Origin of the sequence: Flavonifractor sp. An100 (genome assembly GCF_002161175.1) — a bacterium.
GTDB lineage: Bacteria > Bacillota > Clostridia > Oscillospirales > Oscillospiraceae > Lawsonibacter.
This window is the reverse complement of sequence record NZ_NFMA01000003.1, coordinates 158,036-174,889: the sequence shown is the minus strand read 5'-3', so window position 1 is coordinate 174,889 and position 16,854 is coordinate 158,036. Positions and strand designations below refer to the sequence as shown.

Here is a 16,854-nt window from a genome sequence, read left to right as displayed (position 1 = left end):
TGCGGGTACGGAAGGGGATTTTTATTGAAAATTAGAAATCAGGGCAGGCTCGCTTCCAGCTGTTGCTTCAGCGTGAGCAGGCTGTCACAGCGGCAGCAAATCATCTCTTCCAGCTCAGGGGTGGGCGGGATGAGATCGGGGACCATGACCACCGGCATGCCGGCGGCGTGGGCGGAGAGGATGCCGTTGCGGGAGTCCTCCACAGCCAGAGTGTGTCCGGGGTCAGTGCCCAGACGCTGACAGGCCACCAGATAGATTTCCGGGTCTGGCTTGCTGTGCTCGATCATGTCACCGGTGACGATGGCCTGGAAATAGTGGCCCAGTCCGGTGAGCTCCATCCGCCGCAGGGTGCGCTCCTGTCCGGTGGAGGTGGCCAGGGCAATGGGAATACCCTTTTCATGTAAAAAGTCCAAAATTTCCACCACACCGGGCTTCATCGGCACGCCGTCCCGCTCAATGCGGGCCTGGGAGCGTTGGGAACAGGTTTGGAGAAACTGCTCCATGGGGAACTCCGGCCCCCAGAAGCGGAGCATTTTGGCCCGGATATCGGTGCGGTTTTGGCCTACAAACTCCAGGTAGCGCTCTCCGGCCTCGGGCCAGCCCATCTCACGGCTGAGCGTGATCCAAACATTCTGGCACAGCCGCTCAGTGTCGAAGAGGACGCCGTCCACGTCAAAAACGACGCCCTGTAGATTCAGTTCGCTCATACCTTGCCGATGTCCGTGCGGAAGTGCATGTCCTGGAAGGAGATGGGTTTGGCGGCGGCATAGGCGTTGGCAATGGCCTGCTCCAGGGTGTCGCCCAGGGCGGTGACCCCCAGCACCCGGCCTCCGGCGGTAAGGATGGCCCCATCCTCGCCTTTCTTGGTGCCGGCGTGGAACACGGTGGCGGACTTGCCCGCCTCCTCCAAACCGGAGATGGGATAGCCGCTCTGGTATTTTACCGGATAGCCGCCCGAGGCCAGTACCAGGCAGCAGGCGGCCCCCTTCTTCCAGCGGATGTCCACCTGGTCCAGGGTGCCGTTGACGCAGGCCTCAAAAATATCCATCAGGTCGCTGTCCAGCATGGATAGGATGGGCTGGGTTTCGGGATCGCCGAAGCGGGCGTTGTACTCCACCACCTTGGGCCCGTTCTGGGTGAGCATCAGGCCGAAGTAGATGACCCCCTTGAAGGGACGGCCCTCCGCCTTTAGAGCGGCCACTGTGGGCAGGAAGATCTGCTCCATACAGGTCTTGGCCAGGTCGGGGGTGTACTTGGGGGAGGGACAGAAGGCCCCCATGCCGCCGGTGTTGGGGCCCTGGTTGCCGTCGTAGGCCCGCTTGTGGTCCTGGGAGGACAGCATGGGCACCAGGTGCTCCCCGTCGCAGAAGGCCAGTACGGTGACCTCGGGGCCCACCATGCACTCCTCGATGACCACCGTGGAGCCGCTCTCCCCAAACTTCTTGTCCTCCATCATCTCCCGGGCGGCCTTCTGGGCCTCCTCTACGGTGGAGGCCACAACCACGCCCTTGCCCAGGGCCAGGCCGTCCGCCTTGACCACGATGGGAGCCCCCTGCTCCTGGATGTAGGAGAGGGCCTTGTCAAGGTCAGTAAAGGTCTCATACTTGGCGGTGGGGATGTGGTACTTCTTCATCAGTTCCTTGGAAAAGGCCTTGCTGGCCTCAATGATGGCGGCGTTCTTCCGGGGGCCGAAGGCGGGGATACCCGCCGCCTCCAGGGCGTCCACCATGCCCAGGGCCAGGGGATCGTCGGGGGCCACCATGACAAAGTCCATGGCGTTCTCCTTCGCCCAGGCCACCATGGCCTCCACGTCGGTGGCCTTAATGGGGACGCAGGTGGCCACCTGGGCAATGCCGGCGTTGCCGGGGGCGCAGTAGAGCTCTGTGACCTTGGGGCTCTGGGCCAGCTTCCAGCAGATGGCGTGTTCCCGGCCGCCTCCGCCTACAACTAAAACCTTCATAGCGATGCGTTCTCCTTCTGAATTAGTGGTGGAACAGGCGGATGCCGGTGAAGGCCATGACCATGCCGTACTTGTCGGCGGTGGCGATGACCTGGTCGTCCCGGATGGAACCGCCGGGCTGGGCGATGTACTGGGCGCCGGACTTCCGGGCCCGCTCCACATTGTCCCCGAAGGGGAAGAAGGCGTCGGAGCCCACGGTCACCCCGGAGAGCTGGGCAATCCAGGCCTGCTTCTCCTCCTGGGTGAGTACCTCGGGCTTGACTTTGAAGGTGTTCTGCCACACGCCTTCCGCCAGGACGTCGTCGTGCTCGTCGGAGATGTAGATGTCGATGGCGTTGTCCCGGTCAGGGCGGCGGATGTTATCCACGAATTGCAGGCCCAGAACCTTGGGGTGCTGGCGCAGCCACCAGATGTCCGCCTTGTTGCCCGCCAGGCGGGTGCAGTGGATGCGGCTCTGCTGGCCGGCACCCACGCCCAGAGTCTGGCCGTTCTTCACATAGCAGACGGAGTTGGACTGGGTGTACTTCAGGGTGATGAGGGAGAGGAGCATGTCGTGCTTGGCCTGCTGGGGCAGGTCCTTGTTGGCGGTGACGATGTTCTGGAGCATGTCCTCGTTGATGTCCAGGTCGTTGTAGCCCTGCTCAAAGGTGATGCCGAAGATGTTCCGGCGCTCCACTGCTTTGGGGGTGTAGTCGGGGTCGATCTGGACCACGTTGTAGCCGCCCTTGCGCTTGGTCTTCAGGATGGCCAGGGCCTCGTCGGTGTAGCCGGGGGCGATGATGCCGTCAGAGACCTCCAGGGCCAGGAACCGGGCGGTGTCGGCGTCACACACGTCGCTGAGGGCGGCCCAGTCTCCGAAGGAGCACAGCCGGTCGGCGCCACGGGCCCGGATGTAGGCGCAGGCGATGGGGGAGAGCTCCCCCTCGGGGGCGAAGTAGATGTGGCGTTCCACATCGGTGAGGGGCAGGCCCAGGGCGGCACCGGCGGGGGAGACGTGCTTAAAGGAGGCGGCGGCGGGCAGGCCGGTGGCCTTCTTCAGGGCCTTGACCAGCTGCCAGGAGTTGAGGGCGTCCATAAAGTTGATGTAACCCGGCTTGCCGTTGAGCACCTGGAGGGGCAGCTCGCCCTCCTCCATGAAGATGCGGGCGGGCTTCTGGTTGGGGTTGCAGCCGTATTTCAGTTCCAGTTCGGTCATAGCAGTATAACTTCCTTTCCCAAATTTCAGCCGTGCTTGTTGACGATGACGGTGTCCCGCTCTCCGGTGGCCAGGTCGATGAGGCTGACGTAGAGGGAGACCTTGTTGTCCTTGTTTAGGCTCTTCCACAGCTGTTCAGCCCAGCTCTGGGCGTCGGCGGCGGAGATGGCCACCCGGCGGGGCTCTCCCTCAAAGGAGGGCAGCGGCTCGGCGTTTTCCTGGTAGGTGTGGATGAAGTGGCCCACGCCGGCCTGAGGCTTGTCGTACTCGTAGAAGTAGCGGCAGCAGCAGGCGGGATCGCCGTCCAGGCTCTTGAGGATGGACAGGTAATAGCTTCCGTCGGGGTTGACCAGGCCGGAGATACGGGGGGTGTAGTTGGGGCCGTCGGGCTCAAATTCCCGGGTGCGCAGGGCGTGGCGGTAGCAGTGTCCTTCCAGCATGTGGTCCCGAATGGTGTCGGTCTGGTCGCCGTTGGTGACGATGGTGGAGCCGTCGGCCAGGATGCGCACGGGGTGGTAAATGATGAGGGAGGGGTCGGTCATCTTGCTCTCGTCGAAGGCCTTGGTGCGGATGCCGTCCTCGGTCTCTTCAAAGACCCGGTTGCGGCTGTTCTCGCTGCGGCCCATGATGAAGTAGGCCACGGCGGCCTTCTTGTTGTCGGCAGTGCGGCCCAGGACGATGCCCCGGCCGGGGTAGGGGTGGCTGGTCAGGATCTCGTTGAGGTCAAGGGTCTTCATACATGTCCTCCTTTTTTTGCAAAAAGGGCGCACCACGCTTGGAACAAACGAGGTGCGCCCAGACGGTCGGCGTTCCAGAGGCGGTACTCCCTGTGGTTTCATCCACTTCCGTCAGTCATACCGCTTGGTTTTAGATGTGAGTCCGGCGCGCCAAAGGGGATTGGTGTTCCGGGAAAATCAGTCCAATACGCGGACGGTGCGGCCCTCTACCCGCAGCCGATCCTGGCAGAACAGAGACACGGCCTGGGGCAGCAGCTTCCACTCGCACTGCTCCATGATCCGCCTCTGTAGGATCTCCGGGGTGTCGTCGGGGAGGACCTCCACCGCCTTCTGAGAGACGATGGGTCCGCCGTCGCACTCCTCGCTGACGAAGTGGACGGTGGCGCCGGAGAGCTTTACCCCATATTCCAAAGCCTTCTCATGGACGTGGAGGCCATAGCAGCCGGGTCCGGCGAAGGAGGGGATAAGGGCGGGGTGGACGTTGAGGATGGCGTTGGGATAGGCCTGCACCATCTCCTGGGTGAGGATGACCATAAAACCGGCCAGCACCACCAGGTCGATGTTCAGCTCCCGCAGCTTATCCACCAGGGCCTGGGTCATGGCCTGGTTGGAGGGGTAGTCCTTCCGGGAGACCACAAAGTGGGGGATACCCGCTTTCTCCGCCCGCTCCAGAGCATAGGCCTTGGGATTGGAGGAGATGACAGCGGCGAGGAGGCCGTTGACGATCTCTCCCCGGTTCTGGGCGTCGATGAGGGCTTGGAGGTTGGTCCCGCCGCCGGAGACCAGGACCGCAATCCGTTTCGGCATGGGGATCGCCTCCTTATACCAGCTCTACGCCGGCGTCTCCCTCCACCACGGAGCCCACCTGGTAGGCCCGCTCGCCGGCGGCCTGGAGGATCTCCAGGGCCTGCCCGGCCTGGGCGGCGGGGACGGCCAGGAGCATGCCCAGGCCCATGTTGAAGGTGTTGTACATGTCCCGCTCAGGGATGTTTCCAGCCTTCTGAATAAGGTCAAAGATGGACAGGCGGGGGAAGGTGTTCAGCTCGATGCGGGCGGTGAGGCCGTCGGTCATCATACGGGGCACGTTCTCATAGAAGCCGCCGCCGGTGATGTGGCTGACGGCGTGGATGTCCACGCCCGCCTTCAGCAGGGCCTTAATAGCCTTGACATAGATGCGGGTGGGGGTGAGAAGGGTCTCGCCCAAGCTCTTGCCCTCCAGCTCGGGGCGGGGAGAGGTGAGGTCGGCGTGCTCTACGTCCAGCACCTTCCGAACCAGAGAGAAGCCGTTGGAGTGGACTCCGGTGGAGCCCAGGCCGATGAGAACGTCACCCTGGGAGAGCTTCTTGCCGTCGATGATCTTCTCCTCGTCCACAATGCCCACGGAGAACCCGGCCACGTCGTAGTCCTCATCAGGCATCAGGCCGGGATGCTCGGCGGTCTCGCCGCCTACCAGGGCGCACTCAGACTGGCGGCAGCCCTCGGTGATGCCGGAGACGATCTCGGCGATGCGCACCGGGTCATTTTTGCCGCAGGCGATGTAATCCAGGAAAAACAGGGGGGAGGCCCCGCCGCAGATGATGTCGTTGACGCACATGGCAACACAGTCGATGCCGATGGTGTCGTGCTTGTTCAGCAGCATAGCCAGGCGCAGCTTGGTGCCCACGCCGTCGGTGCCGGAGACCAGCACCGGCTTCTTCATCCCGGCCAGGTCGGGGGCAAACATGCCGCCAAAGCCACCCAGGGTGCCCATCACCCCGGGGATGTAGGTGGATTCCACCATGGGCTTGATGCGCTCCACCGCCTCATAGCCGGCGGTGACGTCCACGCCGGCAGCGGCGTAGGATTCCGAATGGGAGTTTTTCATATCCAAAACCTCCGTGAATTATTCTTTCCCGCTCCAGCAGTAGGTGCACACCTTGTCCCGGTCGAGGCCGATGGCCTCCAGCAGGCCATCCAGGGACTGATAGCCCAGGGAGTCGAAGCCCATCTTTTCGCAGATGGACTGCAGCAGGCACTTGCCACGCTCGGTGGTGCCGTCGGCGTACTCCTCCAGGTGCTGCTGTCCCTCGTCCCCCTCCAGTTCCTGGACCACCCGGCGGGCCAGCAGGTCCATGTCCGAGTTGCCGCGGGAGAAGTTGAGGTACTTGCAGCTGTACATGATGGGGGGGCAGGCCGAGCGCATGTGGACCTCTTCGGCCCCGGACTCGTAGAGAAATTCCACCGTCTCCCGCAGCTGGGTGCCCCGGACGATGGAGTCGTCCACAAAGAGGAGCTTCTTGCCCTGGATGAGCTCGGGGACGGGAATCTGTTTCATTTTGGCTACCTGGTTGCGCACCTCCTGGTTGGTGGGCATGAAGGAGCGGGGCCAGGTGGGGGTGTATTTCACGAAGGGCCGGGCGAAGGGCTTGCCGCTGCGGTTGGCAAAGCCAATGGCGTGGGGGACGCCGGAGTCGGGGACACCGGCCACGTAGTCCACCTTGGGCAGCAGACCCCGGCCGATCTCGTCCCGGGCCATGATCTCTCCGTTGCGGTAGCGCATGACCTCCACGTTGACCCCCTCGTAGTTGGAGTTGGGGTAGCCGTAGTAGGTCCACAGGAAGGCGCAGATCTTCATCTCCTTCCCAGCGGGGGAGAGGGTCTGGCAGTCCTCGGGGGTGATGCGGACGATCTCCCGAGGCCCCAGCTCATAGGCGTCCTCATAGCCCAGCTTGTGGTAAGCGAAGGACTCGAAGGAGACACAGTGCCCCTCCTGGTTTTTGCCTACCAGCACGGGCAGACGGCCCAGCTTGTCCCGAGCGGCAATGATCTCTCCCTTGTCGGTGAGGATGAGCAGGGTCAAAGAGCCCTGAATCTCTTCCTGGGCATGGAGAATGCCAGAGACCAGATCGTCCTTCTGGTTGATGAGGGCGGCGGTCAGCTCAGTGGCGTTGACTTTCCCAGAGCTCATGGCCATAAACTGGTGGCCGTGGTCGGAGAAATACTGCTGGATGAGCTGCTCGGAGTTGTTGATGATGCCCACGGTGGTAATGGCGTACAGCCCCAGGTGAGAGCGCACCAGCAGGGGCTGGGGATCGGTGTCGCTGATACAGCCGATGCCGCTGCAGCCGTGGAAATCGGAAAGATCCTTCTCGAATTTGGTACGGAAGGGGGTGTTCTCGATGGAGTGGATCTGCCGCTGGAATCCGTCCTTGGCGTCATGGATGAGCATGCCGCCCCGGCGGGTGCCCAGGTGCGAGTGATAGTCCACTCCGAAGAAAATATCAAGGGTAACGTCCCGCTTGGAGACGGCGCCGAAAAAGCCTCCCAATTGTGTTCCTCCTTGTCGATGGTGGTTGGGGTGGAAGTGGGCTTACTTGCCCATCAGACGGCGGCTCATCTCCTGATAAGCCCCCTCTACATTGCCCAGATCCCGGCGGAAACGGTCCTTGTCCAGCTTCTCTCCGGTCTTGGAGTCCCAGAAACGGCAGGTGTCGGGGCTGATCTCGTCGGCCAGGACGATCTGTCCGTCAGCGGTCTTGCCGAACTCCAGCTTGAAGTCCACCAGGGTCACGCCGCACTCGGCCAGGGTCTTTTTCAGGAAGTCGTTGACCTGGAAGGCGTACTTCTTGATGGTGGCGATCTCGTCCCAGGTGGCCAGCTTCAGGGCCACGGCGTGGTAGTCGTTGATGAGGGGGTCGTGGAGATCGTCATTCTTGTAGGAGAACTCGATGGTGGGCTCGTCAAAGACGATGCCCTCCTCCACGCCGTAGCGCTTGGCGAAGGAGCCGGCGGAGAGGTTGCGGATAATGACCTCCAGGGGAACGATGGTGACCTTCTTCACGGCGGTCTCCCGCTCGCTGAGCTCCTCCACAAAGTGGGTGGGCACGCCGGCCTTCTCCAGCTGCTGCATGAGGAAGTTGGTCATCTGGTTGTTGATGGCGCCCTTGCCGGTGATGGTGCCCTTCTTCAGGCCGTCAAAGGCGGTGGCGTCGTCTTTATAGGAGACAATCACAACATTGGGGTCCTCGGTGGCGAATACCTTTTTGGCTTTGCCCTCGTACAGCTGTTCCTTCTTGTTCATCCGAAATACTCCCTTTCAAAATAAATATTACAAAAAGTAGTGAGAGAAGAAATAAACCTGAAAACTGGCTCAGCCCTGGAGTTCGGCTTGCAGCTTCTGCTCCTTGGCGGCGATCTGGTCGGCCATGTCGGCCCGGGCCTGGTCCAGCTTGGCGGCCAGGCCGTCGTCGGCCACGGCCAGGATCTGGGCGGCCAGGACGGCGGCGTTTTTCGCTCCGTTGATGGCCACGGTGGCCACGGGGATGCCGCTGGGCATCTGAACGGTAGCCAGCAGGGCGTCCAGACCGTCCATGGCGCCGCCCTTCATGGGGATGCCAATGACCGGCAGGGTGGAGTTTCCGGCAAAGGCACCGGCCAGATGGGCGGCCATACCAGCGGCACAGATGAGCACGCCAAAGCCGTTTTTCCGGGCGTTCTTAGCGAAATCGGCGGCGGCAGCGGGGGTGCGGTGGGCGCTGAGAATGTGGGCCTCATAGGGGATGCCGAAGGCGTCCAGCTGGGAGCAGGCGCCCTTGACCACCGGCCAATCGGAGTCGGAACCCATGATGACGGCGACCTTTTTCATAGAAATCTCTCCTTTGGTGAAAAAGTTCAGGCTATCTGTGGTGTACAGATAGCCTGTTGTGTTACGAACCGTAGGATTTGGACATGTTGGGGCCCTGGAAGCAGATAAAGCGACCGGACAGACAAAGCAGATGCGAGCCAGCCATAACAGAACCTCCCTACGTCCAAAATGGCGGTATCAATTGATTAGGTTTCAATTTTAACGAAAACTGTCGTGGTTTGCAAGGGGAAGCCGGATTTTCGTAGGCTTGTACAAGGAATGAGGAGAAAATGGGAAGAAAAGTTGGCGTTCCCTGGGAAGAGGGTCAGAGCAGTCCGGCCATGCCCAGGATGCGGGCTACCTCGGCAGCCCGTCGGGGCCAGGCCGCGGCGGCGGCATGGGAACGGCGGCGCTGGGAGACAAAGCCGGGGGCCTCTGTCAGAGCGTGCTGGCACAGGGTAAGAAACTCCTGATCGTCATAAGCGGCATAGACCACATCGGGGAAGCGCTCCACCTGGTCGGGCCAGAGCATGGAGACCACCGGCTTGCCGGTGGAGAGGTATTCGTAGAGGCGGGAAGCCACCACATCCTCATAGGGGCGGTCCTCCCGGACAAAATTGAGAAAGACGTCGCAGCGGTGAAGCCACTCCGGCAGCTCGGACAGAGGCTTTGGACCGGCCAGAATCACATTTTCCAAACGGCGAAGCCGAGGAAGAAGGGGGTTGTCCTCCTGCCGTCCCACCAATAGGAAGGTCCAGTCGGGCCGCATCCGGGCGGCATACAGAAGGGGCTCCAGGTCCAAATCCTCCCAGATGGTGCCCTCCCAGCCCAATACCGGCCCATGGGTTCGGGGGCGGGGAGAGGAGTCCGGTGAAGAGAAGAGAGGAAAATTGACCCCATTGGGCAGCAGGGCGATGTTGGAGCTGCAGGGGGCCAGTCGCTGCTTGAGCAGGGGGGAGGCGGCGAAGACTACGTCGGCCGCCTGGGCCAGGCTGCCCTCCCAGGCCGGAGGCAGGTCCTCCCAGTCCCGGTCGCAGTCGTAGACCAAACCGCCGTAGTCCAGGTCATCCAGCAGATGTACATGCTCGGGATTCGTGGTCCAGAGCAGGGGCTCCCGGAAGCGGTGGCGGGCGGCCCGGTCAGCCACAAAGCGGCCCAGACGCCGCCGCTCCAGACGGAACAGGGCACCGTACCGCTCCTGCAGGTGCAAAGGCAGGGGGGGCAGGGAATAGGCGGTCACATTGGGACGCACCTGACGGCCCTTTGGTCCGGCAAAACGGTCATTTCGGCCGGCAAAGGGGGAAAAATAGAGAATCTGGGTATCCTTAAGCCGGGCAATCAGTTGCTGGGTCCGGCCTGGGGAGGAACTCCAGGGTTCATTGGACAGACAGAGGATTTGCTTCACATCGGGAGGCCTCCTAAAGAAGTGGTAAAAGAACGGAGAAATTGTGGCGAAAGTATGAAGATTTCGTTTAAGTTTTATTAAATCAAAGGAATCTGCCTTGCGTGGGGGCAGAAATCCCAGTATAATAAAATCCGAGGCGAGGGCCTTTTATTTGTATTATAAATGGCAAAAATGACCTGGTCAAGGATGGGAGGGCGGAAAAACTTGATTGGAATACTCCAAAATTTGGACAGCGCCATTTTATTGGCCATTCAAGAGGTGCGCAGCAGTACGCTGGACCCGCTGATGCAGGCGTATACCTCCCTGGGAAACGCAGGTATGGTCTGGATTGTGCTCTCAGCTGGGATGCTGTGCTTTAAACCCACCCGGAAAGCGGGTGTGCTGGCTCTGGTGGCCATGCTGCTGGGGCTGGTTTGTACGAATCTGATTCTCAAGCCCCTGGTAGCACGGGATCGGCCGTGGCTGGATGTGGCGGGCCTGATCCCGCTCATTGAGGAGCCAGACCCCCATTCCTTCCCCTCCGGCCATACCTGTGCAGCTTTCGCAACCGCTATGATTTTCTGGCGGGCGCTGCCGGAGACCTGGATTGGGACAAAGGCTTTGGTGATGTGTATGGCCTTCCTGATGGGACTGTCCCGCCTGTATGTAGGGGTCCATTATCCCTCCGATGTGCTGGCCGGTGCGCTGGTAGGCTCCAGCTGTGCCTGGACGGTATGGAGGATCTATCTGCTGCGCTGGGGACCGGTTTCGGTGTAGCGCGGCGGACGTAAATTGATAAAAACAGCCCCCGACGCAGCTGTTTGCGCCGGGGGCTGTTTTTTTGTTTCTTAGGCCATTCGCATCCGCAGCAGGACCACGCCGCCCTTTTTTCGGAGATACCGCAGCCGGGCCAGACGCTGGGCCAGGGCGTAGCAGCGGTGGAGGTCAGGGGCGTGGGCCAGGGGGTCCCCTTCCCACCGGCGCAGCCGGGGGCGGAGCAGGGGAAACTGCCAGCAGTAGATCATCTCGTACCAGGCCTGGCTCTCAGGGGAGACCTCCCGCTGCCAGTAGGCCCCGAACTGCTTCTCCATGGGGGCGTACATAATATCGTCCAGCTCCTGGGGCGTGTATAACCCCTGGTCAAGGGCCATGTCCACGATGTCGGTGCCGGGGAGGAAGTTCAGACCGTGGAGCTGTAGCTCATAGGGGGAGGGAAGCTCCTTCACCAGGGTATAGGAGGCCTTCAAATCGTCGATGGTCTCAAAGGGGTGCTGGAGCATCAGGTCAAAGCTGCCCCAGACGCCGGCGTCCCGGATGGCCCGGACGGCTCCCACCACATCCTGTTGGGACTCATAGCGGTGAAACACCTCCCGGCGCACCCGCTCTGAGCCGGACTGGATGCCCATGATCACTTCGGTAAGACCCACCGATTTCAGCTTGTTTAACAGCTGGGGGGGTGACCATTTTGGGGTGGGACCAAATGGTAAAGGGGAGATGGATGTGCTTGCGGTATTGGAGGCAGAAGTCATCCACCCAGCCGGGGAGGTTGGGAAAAATCTCGTCGTAGAAGTGGACGAACACCAGCTTTTTGCAGTGCTTTTTGGCCTCCATCAGCTCGGATATGACGCTGTCCACCGACCGGGTGCGTACCCCGGGCACTCCCTGGGGCAGCAGGCGGCGCAGGTTGACGCAGCAGCAGTAGGAACAGGTGAAGGGACAGCCCCGGGAGGCGATGACCTCATAGCTGCGGGTGGACAGCTGGGGATCGCCCCGGACCAGAGAGTCCCGGTCGATGAAGCAGGCGTCCCGGCAGCATACGGCGGGCAGGCCGTACTGGTCCACATCGGCCTCCAGGTCTCCAATGGGGTTGCAGCGAAGATTTCCCGCCTCCAGGTAGCACAGGGAGGGAATGTCCCGCCAGTCCCTTCCCCGGTTCAGGGCGTCGGCCAGGCGGACCATAGTCCGCTCCCCGTCGCTGCGCAGCACAAACCGGGCTCCCCGCTCCAGCAGAGGCTGGGGAAACATGGTGGCGTAGGCCCCGCCGCACACCAGGGGATAGGGTAGGGAACCCAGGGTATCCATCACCTGGTACACCGTGTCCAGATACATGGAGCTCATCACCGACAGCCCCACCAGCACCGGCCGGGCCGCCTCTACCTCCCGCCGCAGCAGCTCCAGCTCCGCGGGGGTGGTAGGGGTGGGGTGGACGCTGTTGAAGTCCTTGTAGAAGATGGTATGTACCACGTACCCCGCCCCCTCCAGGGCGGTCTCCAGATAGCGAACCCCCAGGGCCTTCTTGTTGTAGAAGGCCACCAGCACCACCACCGGGCGCACCAGGGGGCGTGAACGGCGAATTTCCTCCAAAATAATCGGTCCTTTCCGGTAAAAAAGATGAAACGAGCCCCGGCGTCCCTGGGGACGCCGGGGCCGTCTTGTAAAACACGGATATGAAATTGGGTTATGGGATCACCAGCATCTGCCCGCTCAGCTCTCCCTGGCCGTCTCGCAGGGTGGGGTAGTCCAGGGACCAGTGGTCCAGCAGCGTGACCGGCGCGGTGAGCACCCCGTCCTCCAGAGACATGTACTGGGGGAACTCCTCGTACTCCGGGTCTGTGGGGTCGTACCGGGTCTTATAGAGCATCTCTGCCGTCTCACCGTTTACCTGATAGCGGTACTCGCCTGCCGTCAAGGTGAGGGTGACGCCCCGGTAGGTGGCCGTGGCGGTCTGGGTGGCCTCGTCCCACTGGTAGTCCGCTCCTAACTTCCGGCACAATTCCTCCACTGGGAAGCGGAAATAGGAATTCTCTCCCGGGGAGATGATCTCCGTACAGGCGAAAGGGTAGAGCGTTTCCGGCAGGTCGGCGGGGAAGGAGGGGGAGCCGTCTGCGGGGAACTCCGTGTAGCCGTAGATGATGGACTCCACCTGGCTCAAATCCACCACAGTCTCGAACTGGCCGTTGAGGCCGCCCAGCTGCATCCGGGATAGGACGGTGCCGTCCTTCATGCGCAGGAAGAAGCAGTCCTCGGCCTGATCCGCCCAACTTATGTGGTAGAGGTTATCCGGTTCCTGCAGAGGTTCCGTGGTGATGGAGAAGGAGGTGGGAGTGAGGATAAACTCCTGCAAAATACCCTTGTACCCGGTGAAGGGGTTGTAGACGACCTCCTCGTTGGGGGTCAGGTGGATGGGCTGGGCCATGTTGTGCAGGGGAATGTCCACGGCGTAGTCTCGGCCCATAAAGTTTACCCAGAACTCCAGGGGTTGTTCCTGGGGGCCTACATAGGAGTGAAATTCGACGCTGATTTGCCAGGAGCGGCTGTGATCGTCGGGGTTGGGCAGGTCGTGGATCCCAATCCCCCCTCCGTCGGGAGAGAAGTCAAACTGATTGCAATGGAAGGTCTCCGGGCCGGTGGAGCCGCTCTTCATCAGGCCTTCCACCATCTCCTCCCCCCACGTCTCCCGGTGGGTTTCGGCAATGACCCGGTTGCTCATCAAATCCTCGGTGGCCTGGTCGTTGAGTGCCTCCACCGTGACAACAGAGTAGACGTTCTGCCCGTCGTACAGGCAGCTGTCCACCCGCAGGCGGTAGTCCTCGTTTTCCGCGGTGTCCAGGGCCTCCTGGACGTAAGGCTCCAGCTGGCTGGTGTCCCCCTGGAAGAAGAGCTCCAGCACGCCGGTGCGGTAGGCGGCAGCCATGGTGCCGGTGAGCAGGACCAGGGCGGCGGCAAGCAGAAGGGGAAGACGCAGTTTCCGTTTCATATGGGTCTCCTTGGGGCGGGACTCACCGTCCAGAGCGGCGTTCACCCGGGCCAAAACGGATGTTTCGTCCAGCTCGGGGTATTCCTCCGGCAGGTCCAGTTCCTCCCACAGCTCATGGATGTGGCTTGGCATAGGGTTCGCCTCCTTCCCTGGTCAGCAGTTCTTTGAGCCGTTTTCTCCCCCGGGCCAGCCGGCTCTTAGCGGCGGACAGGCCCAGACCCAGATCCTGAGCCACCTGGCCTAAGGGTTCCTCCTCGTAGTAGTAGCGTAGAAACAGGGTGCGGTCGGGCTCGCTCATCTCCTCCACCAGGTCCCGCAGTTGGTGGTGGAGGGCCTGGCGCTGGGCCAGCTCCTCGGGGCCGGGCCGGTGGTCAGGGAGGGTGTCGGGGATGTCCTGGGTCTCCTTTCGGCTGCGCAGACGGCTGACGGCCAGGTTGCGGGCGGCCACGGCCAGCCAGGGGCGCAGGGGGCGTTCCGGGTCCAGATTTTCCCGGAACCGCCACAGGGACAGGAAGGTGTCTGACACCACCTCCTCCAAATCCTCCCGGGTGGGAGCGGGGGCCATGGCCCGGGCGGCCACCGCGGTAAGGTAGTGGGTATATTGGCCCACTGCCTCCTCCAGGGCGCGCCGGTCCCCGGCCTGGAGGCCACGGATCAAAGCTGCTTCGTCCAAGGAGTTTCCTCCTTTCTGTCTGAAATCGAGATGGAAACCGCCGGTACCGTTGGTTCTGCCCATAGGTACGCTGAAAACGGGAGTCTGGTCGCAGGAAAAAGAAAATTTTATATCAGGAAAAGGATGGAAATAAAAACCAAACCAGCCCGCCCCGGCGGGAATGGGCCGGAACGGGCTGGGGACGTAAAAATTTTAGTAAGTATGGGTGCAAACCTCACGAATTTTAGCCTGAAGCTTCTTCAGATCCTCAAAAGTCTCCGGACGGCGGCGGGGGTCCCGAAGGATGGCGGCGGGATGGAGAATAGCGGTCATGTGGACTCCGGCCTTCTCAAACCACTGGCCGTGCTCCTTGGAGATCTTGAAGTCGGGCTTAATCAGGCGCATGGCGGCAATCCGCCCCAGGCACACGATGATCTTGGGCCGGATCAGGGCCACCTGGTTGCGCAGGTAGCCGATGCAGGCGTCCTGCTCGGTGTTCAGAGGGTCCCGGTTCTGGGGCGGGCGGCACTTGACGATGTTGGCGATGTATACGTTTTTGGTGCGGTCCAGGTCGATGAGCTCCAGCATGTCGTCCAGCAACTTGCCGGCCCGGCCCACGAAGGGCTCCCCCTGTAAATCCTCGTTCTCGCCGGGGCCCTCGCCGATGAACATGACCTCGGCGTCCCGTGCGCCTACGCCGAAGACTACGTTGTGCCGGGTGTCGGCCAGGGCGCATTTCTGGCAGCTGAGGCAGGCGCGCTCCAGCTCCAACCAATCCATCATGGGTCCGTCCTCCTGTCCGTTCAGTGGTTTTGCCGAAGGTGGTTACAGCCAGTATATCATGGCTTGCCCGTTGGGAAAAGAGAGAAAATTTTTTCTTGACAAATTGGAATGGCCGTTTTATAATGCGCCCATAATAATTCAAAAGCGCCGACGAAGACCGCTCCCTACGGCGTCCAACAGAGAGACCGGGCCACTGTGCTGAAAGCCTGGTTGGGAAAGACAGGGATGCGCAACACTTCTGAGCTGACGGTTCGAAGGATCTCTTGAGGGCCGTCCGTCCTCCCCACGTTACCGGGGCTCGAAAGAGGTTCCTTGTTGGAGGAGCAACGCGGGTGGTACCGCGGAATCATGGAAACGGTGATTTCGTCCCGGGTCGTATTTGTTTGATACGACCCGGGACGTTTTTCGTTTCCGGGCCTGTATCGCAACACAGAAAGGCAGGTTGTGCAAGATGGAACAGATCACAGGTATGCAGAGCAAACAGGTTTGGGCTAAGGACCTGGCCTCCGGAGCGCTGGACGGCCAGACGGTTACCTTCCACGGGGCGGTTCACGCCCTGCGGAAGCTGGGAGGTATTGTATTTCTCACCCTGCGCCTGCGGGACGGGGCGGTGCAGTGCGTGTGCGACCCCGACCGGCTGCCCCCCGAGCTGACTGAGGAGTGCACCGTGGAGATCACCGGCAGTCCCCGCCGGGAGGAGCGGGCGCCGGGCGGCTGTGAGGTGGCGGTGGAGGAGCTGGACATCCTCTCCCAGCCTGCCCAGCCCATGCCCGTTCCCCTGGCCAAGCGGAAGCTGAACCTGAACCTGGATACCGAGCTGTCCCTGCGTCCGGTGGTGTTGCGCAGCCTGCGGGAGCGGTCGGTGTTCAAAATCCAGGAGGGGCTGTCCCGGGCGTTTCGGGAGTACCTGACCCGGGAGGGCTTTACCGAGATCCACACCCCCAAGATCGTCCACGCCGGGGCGGAGGGAGGCAGTAACATCTTCCGTCTGGACTATTTTGGCAAAAAAGCCTTTCTGGCCCAGTCACCCCAGTTTTATAAGCAGACCATGGTGGGGGTTTTTGAGCGGGTGTTTGAGGTGGCCCCGGTGTTCCGGGCGGAGAAGCACGCCACCCAGCGGCACTTGAACGAGTACACCTCCCTGGACTTTGAGATGGGCTATATCCAGTCCTTCCGGGACGTGATGGAGATGGAGACGGGCTTCCTCCGCTACGCCATGGACCTGCTGGGCCGGGAGTACGCCGCGGATCTGGAGCGGCTGGGGGTAAAACTGCCCCGGGTGGACAGCATCCCCGCCGTCTCCTTTGAGGAGGCCAAGCGCCTGGCCTCGGAGAAGTACGGCCGTCCCATCCGGGACCCCTTCGACCTGGAGCCGGAGGAGGAGGCCAACATCGGCCGGTATTTCCAGGAGGAGTACGGCTCCGACTTCGTCTTCGTCACCCACTACCCCTCCAAGAAGCGCCCCTTCTACGCCATGGACGACCCGGAAGATCCCCGGTACACCCTCTCCTTCGACCTGCTGTTCCGGGGCATGGAGGTGACCACGGGCGGCCAGCGCATCCACGACTACCAGGCCCAGGTGGACAAGATGAAGGCCCGGGGGATGGATGTGGAGGAGTTTACCAGCTACCTGATGATTCATAAGCACGGCATGCCCCCCCACGGCGGGCTGGGCATCGGCCTGGAGCGGCTCACCGCCCGGCTGTGCGGACTGGACAACGTGCGCAGCGCCTGCCTGTTCCCCCGGGACCGCAGCCGCCTGGAGCCGTAAGAGAGAGGAGTG

17 protein-coding genes and 1 riboswitch are annotated in these 16,854 nt (G+C 61.9%); of the genes, 2 read left to right on the top strand and 15 right to left on the bottom strand.

Annotated elements, in window-relative coordinates; translation table 11 throughout:
* Positions 1 to 38 precede the first annotated feature (38 nt).
* From B5E43_RS03230 to B5E43_RS03185, 10 genes are all read right to left on the bottom strand, one after another.
* A complete protein-coding gene (locus tag B5E43_RS03230; RefSeq protein ID WP_087393572.1) occupies positions 39 to 707 on the bottom strand; it encodes an HAD family phosphatase in 669 nt (222 codons plus the stop codon).
* Complete coding sequence (gene purD / locus B5E43_RS03225) at positions 704 to 1,960, bottom strand: phosphoribosylamine--glycine ligase (protein ID WP_087393570.1); 1,257 nt, start codon at positions 1,958 to 1,960, stop codon at positions 704 to 706. Before purD ends, B5E43_RS03230 begins: the two co-directional genes overlap by 4 nt.
* A gap of 22 nt (positions 1,961 to 1,982) precedes the next feature.
* On the bottom strand, positions 1,983 to 3,155 hold the full coding sequence (locus tag B5E43_RS03220) for a phosphoribosylaminoimidazolecarboxamide formyltransferase (protein ID WP_087393568.1): 1,173 nt from the start codon (positions 3,153 to 3,155) through the stop codon (positions 1,983 to 1,985).
* Positions 3,156 to 3,181: 26 nt separating this feature from the next.
* Positions 3,182 to 3,892, bottom strand: coding sequence for an IMP cyclohydrolase (locus B5E43_RS03215; RefSeq protein ID WP_087393566.1), 711 nt, complete (start codon positions 3,890 to 3,892; stop codon positions 3,182 to 3,184).
* A 49-nt stretch (positions 3,893 to 3,941) separates the two neighbouring features.
* Positions 3,942 to 4,021: riboswitch (ZMP/ZTP riboswitch) on the bottom strand.
* Positions 4,022 to 4,069: 48 nt separating this feature from the next.
* Complete coding sequence (gene purN / locus B5E43_RS03210; RefSeq protein WP_087393564.1) at positions 4,070 to 4,699, bottom strand: phosphoribosylglycinamide formyltransferase; 630 nt, start codon at positions 4,697 to 4,699, stop codon at positions 4,070 to 4,072.
* Between the two features lie 13 nt (positions 4,700 to 4,712).
* Positions 4,713 to 5,756, bottom strand: a complete 1,044-nt coding sequence (purM, locus tag B5E43_RS03205; RefSeq protein ID WP_087393563.1) for a phosphoribosylformylglycinamidine cyclo-ligase — start codon at positions 5,754 to 5,756, stop codon at positions 4,713 to 4,715.
* A gap of 18 nt (positions 5,757 to 5,774) precedes the next feature.
* Positions 5,775 to 7,199 carry an amidophosphoribosyltransferase gene (locus tag B5E43_RS03200; RefSeq protein ID WP_087393561.1) on the bottom strand — a complete coding sequence of 475 codons (1,425 nt, stop codon included), beginning with the start codon at positions 7,197 to 7,199 and terminating at the stop codon, positions 5,775 to 5,777.
* A gap of 42 nt (positions 7,200 to 7,241) precedes the next feature.
* Positions 7,242 to 7,952 carry a phosphoribosylaminoimidazolesuccinocarboxamide synthase gene (purC, locus tag B5E43_RS03195; protein ID WP_087393559.1) on the bottom strand — a complete coding sequence of 237 codons (711 nt, stop codon included), beginning with the start codon at positions 7,950 to 7,952 and terminating at the stop codon, positions 7,242 to 7,244.
* 69 nt (positions 7,953 to 8,021) lie between these two features.
* Positions 8,022 to 8,516, bottom strand: coding sequence for a 5-(carboxyamino)imidazole ribonucleotide mutase (gene purE / locus B5E43_RS03190; RefSeq protein WP_087393556.1), 495 nt, complete (start codon positions 8,514 to 8,516; stop codon positions 8,022 to 8,024).
* Positions 8,517 to 8,820: 304 nt separating this feature from the next.
* Positions 8,821 to 9,900 carry a glycosyltransferase gene (locus B5E43_RS03185; RefSeq protein WP_242964687.1) on the bottom strand — a complete coding sequence of 360 codons (1,080 nt, stop codon included), beginning with the start codon at positions 9,898 to 9,900 and terminating at the stop codon, positions 8,821 to 8,823.
* A 204-nt stretch (positions 9,901 to 10,104) separates the two neighbouring features.
* Between B5E43_RS03185 and B5E43_RS03180 the strand changes: the two genes are divergently transcribed.
* On the top strand, positions 10,105 to 10,656 hold the full coding sequence (locus B5E43_RS03180) for a phosphatase PAP2 family protein (RefSeq protein WP_242964686.1): 552 nt from the start codon (positions 10,105 to 10,107) through the stop codon (positions 10,654 to 10,656).
* A 71-nt stretch (positions 10,657 to 10,727) separates the two neighbouring features.
* On the opposite strand, the gene B5E43_RS03175 is transcribed toward B5E43_RS03180, so the two are convergent.
* The 5 genes from B5E43_RS03175 to B5E43_RS03155 form a co-directional block, all read right to left on the bottom strand.
* Positions 10,728 to 11,291, bottom strand: a complete 564-nt coding sequence (locus B5E43_RS03175) for a radical SAM protein (RefSeq protein WP_143382934.1) — start codon at positions 11,289 to 11,291, stop codon at positions 10,728 to 10,730.
* Complete coding sequence (locus B5E43_RS03170) at positions 11,230 to 12,243, bottom strand: cobalamin-dependent protein (protein WP_158098947.1); 1,014 nt, start codon at positions 12,241 to 12,243, stop codon at positions 11,230 to 11,232. Before B5E43_RS03170 ends, B5E43_RS03175 begins: the two co-directional genes overlap by 62 nt.
* A 94-nt stretch (positions 12,244 to 12,337) precedes the next feature.
* On the bottom strand, positions 12,338 to 13,768 hold the full coding sequence (locus B5E43_RS03165) for a copper amine oxidase N-terminal domain-containing protein (RefSeq protein WP_087393546.1): 1,431 nt from the start codon (positions 13,766 to 13,768) through the stop codon (positions 12,338 to 12,340).
* Positions 13,749 to 14,309 carry a sigma-70 family RNA polymerase sigma factor gene (locus tag B5E43_RS03160; RefSeq protein ID WP_158098946.1) on the bottom strand — a complete coding sequence of 187 codons (561 nt, stop codon included), beginning with the start codon at positions 14,307 to 14,309 and terminating at the stop codon, positions 13,749 to 13,751. Before B5E43_RS03160 ends, B5E43_RS03165 begins: the two co-directional genes overlap by 20 nt.
* Positions 14,310 to 14,501: 192 nt before the next feature.
* Positions 14,502 to 15,071, bottom strand: a complete 570-nt coding sequence (locus B5E43_RS03155; protein ID WP_087393542.1) for a uracil-DNA glycosylase — start codon at positions 15,069 to 15,071, stop codon at positions 14,502 to 14,504.
* 451 nt (positions 15,072 to 15,522) lie between these two features.
* Between B5E43_RS03155 and aspS the strand changes: the two genes are divergently transcribed.
* Complete coding sequence (aspS, locus tag B5E43_RS03150; RefSeq protein WP_087393541.1) at positions 15,523 to 16,842, top strand: aspartate--tRNA(Asn) ligase; 1,320 nt, start codon at positions 15,523 to 15,525, stop codon at positions 16,840 to 16,842.
* Positions 16,843 to 16,854 lie beyond the last annotated feature (12 nt).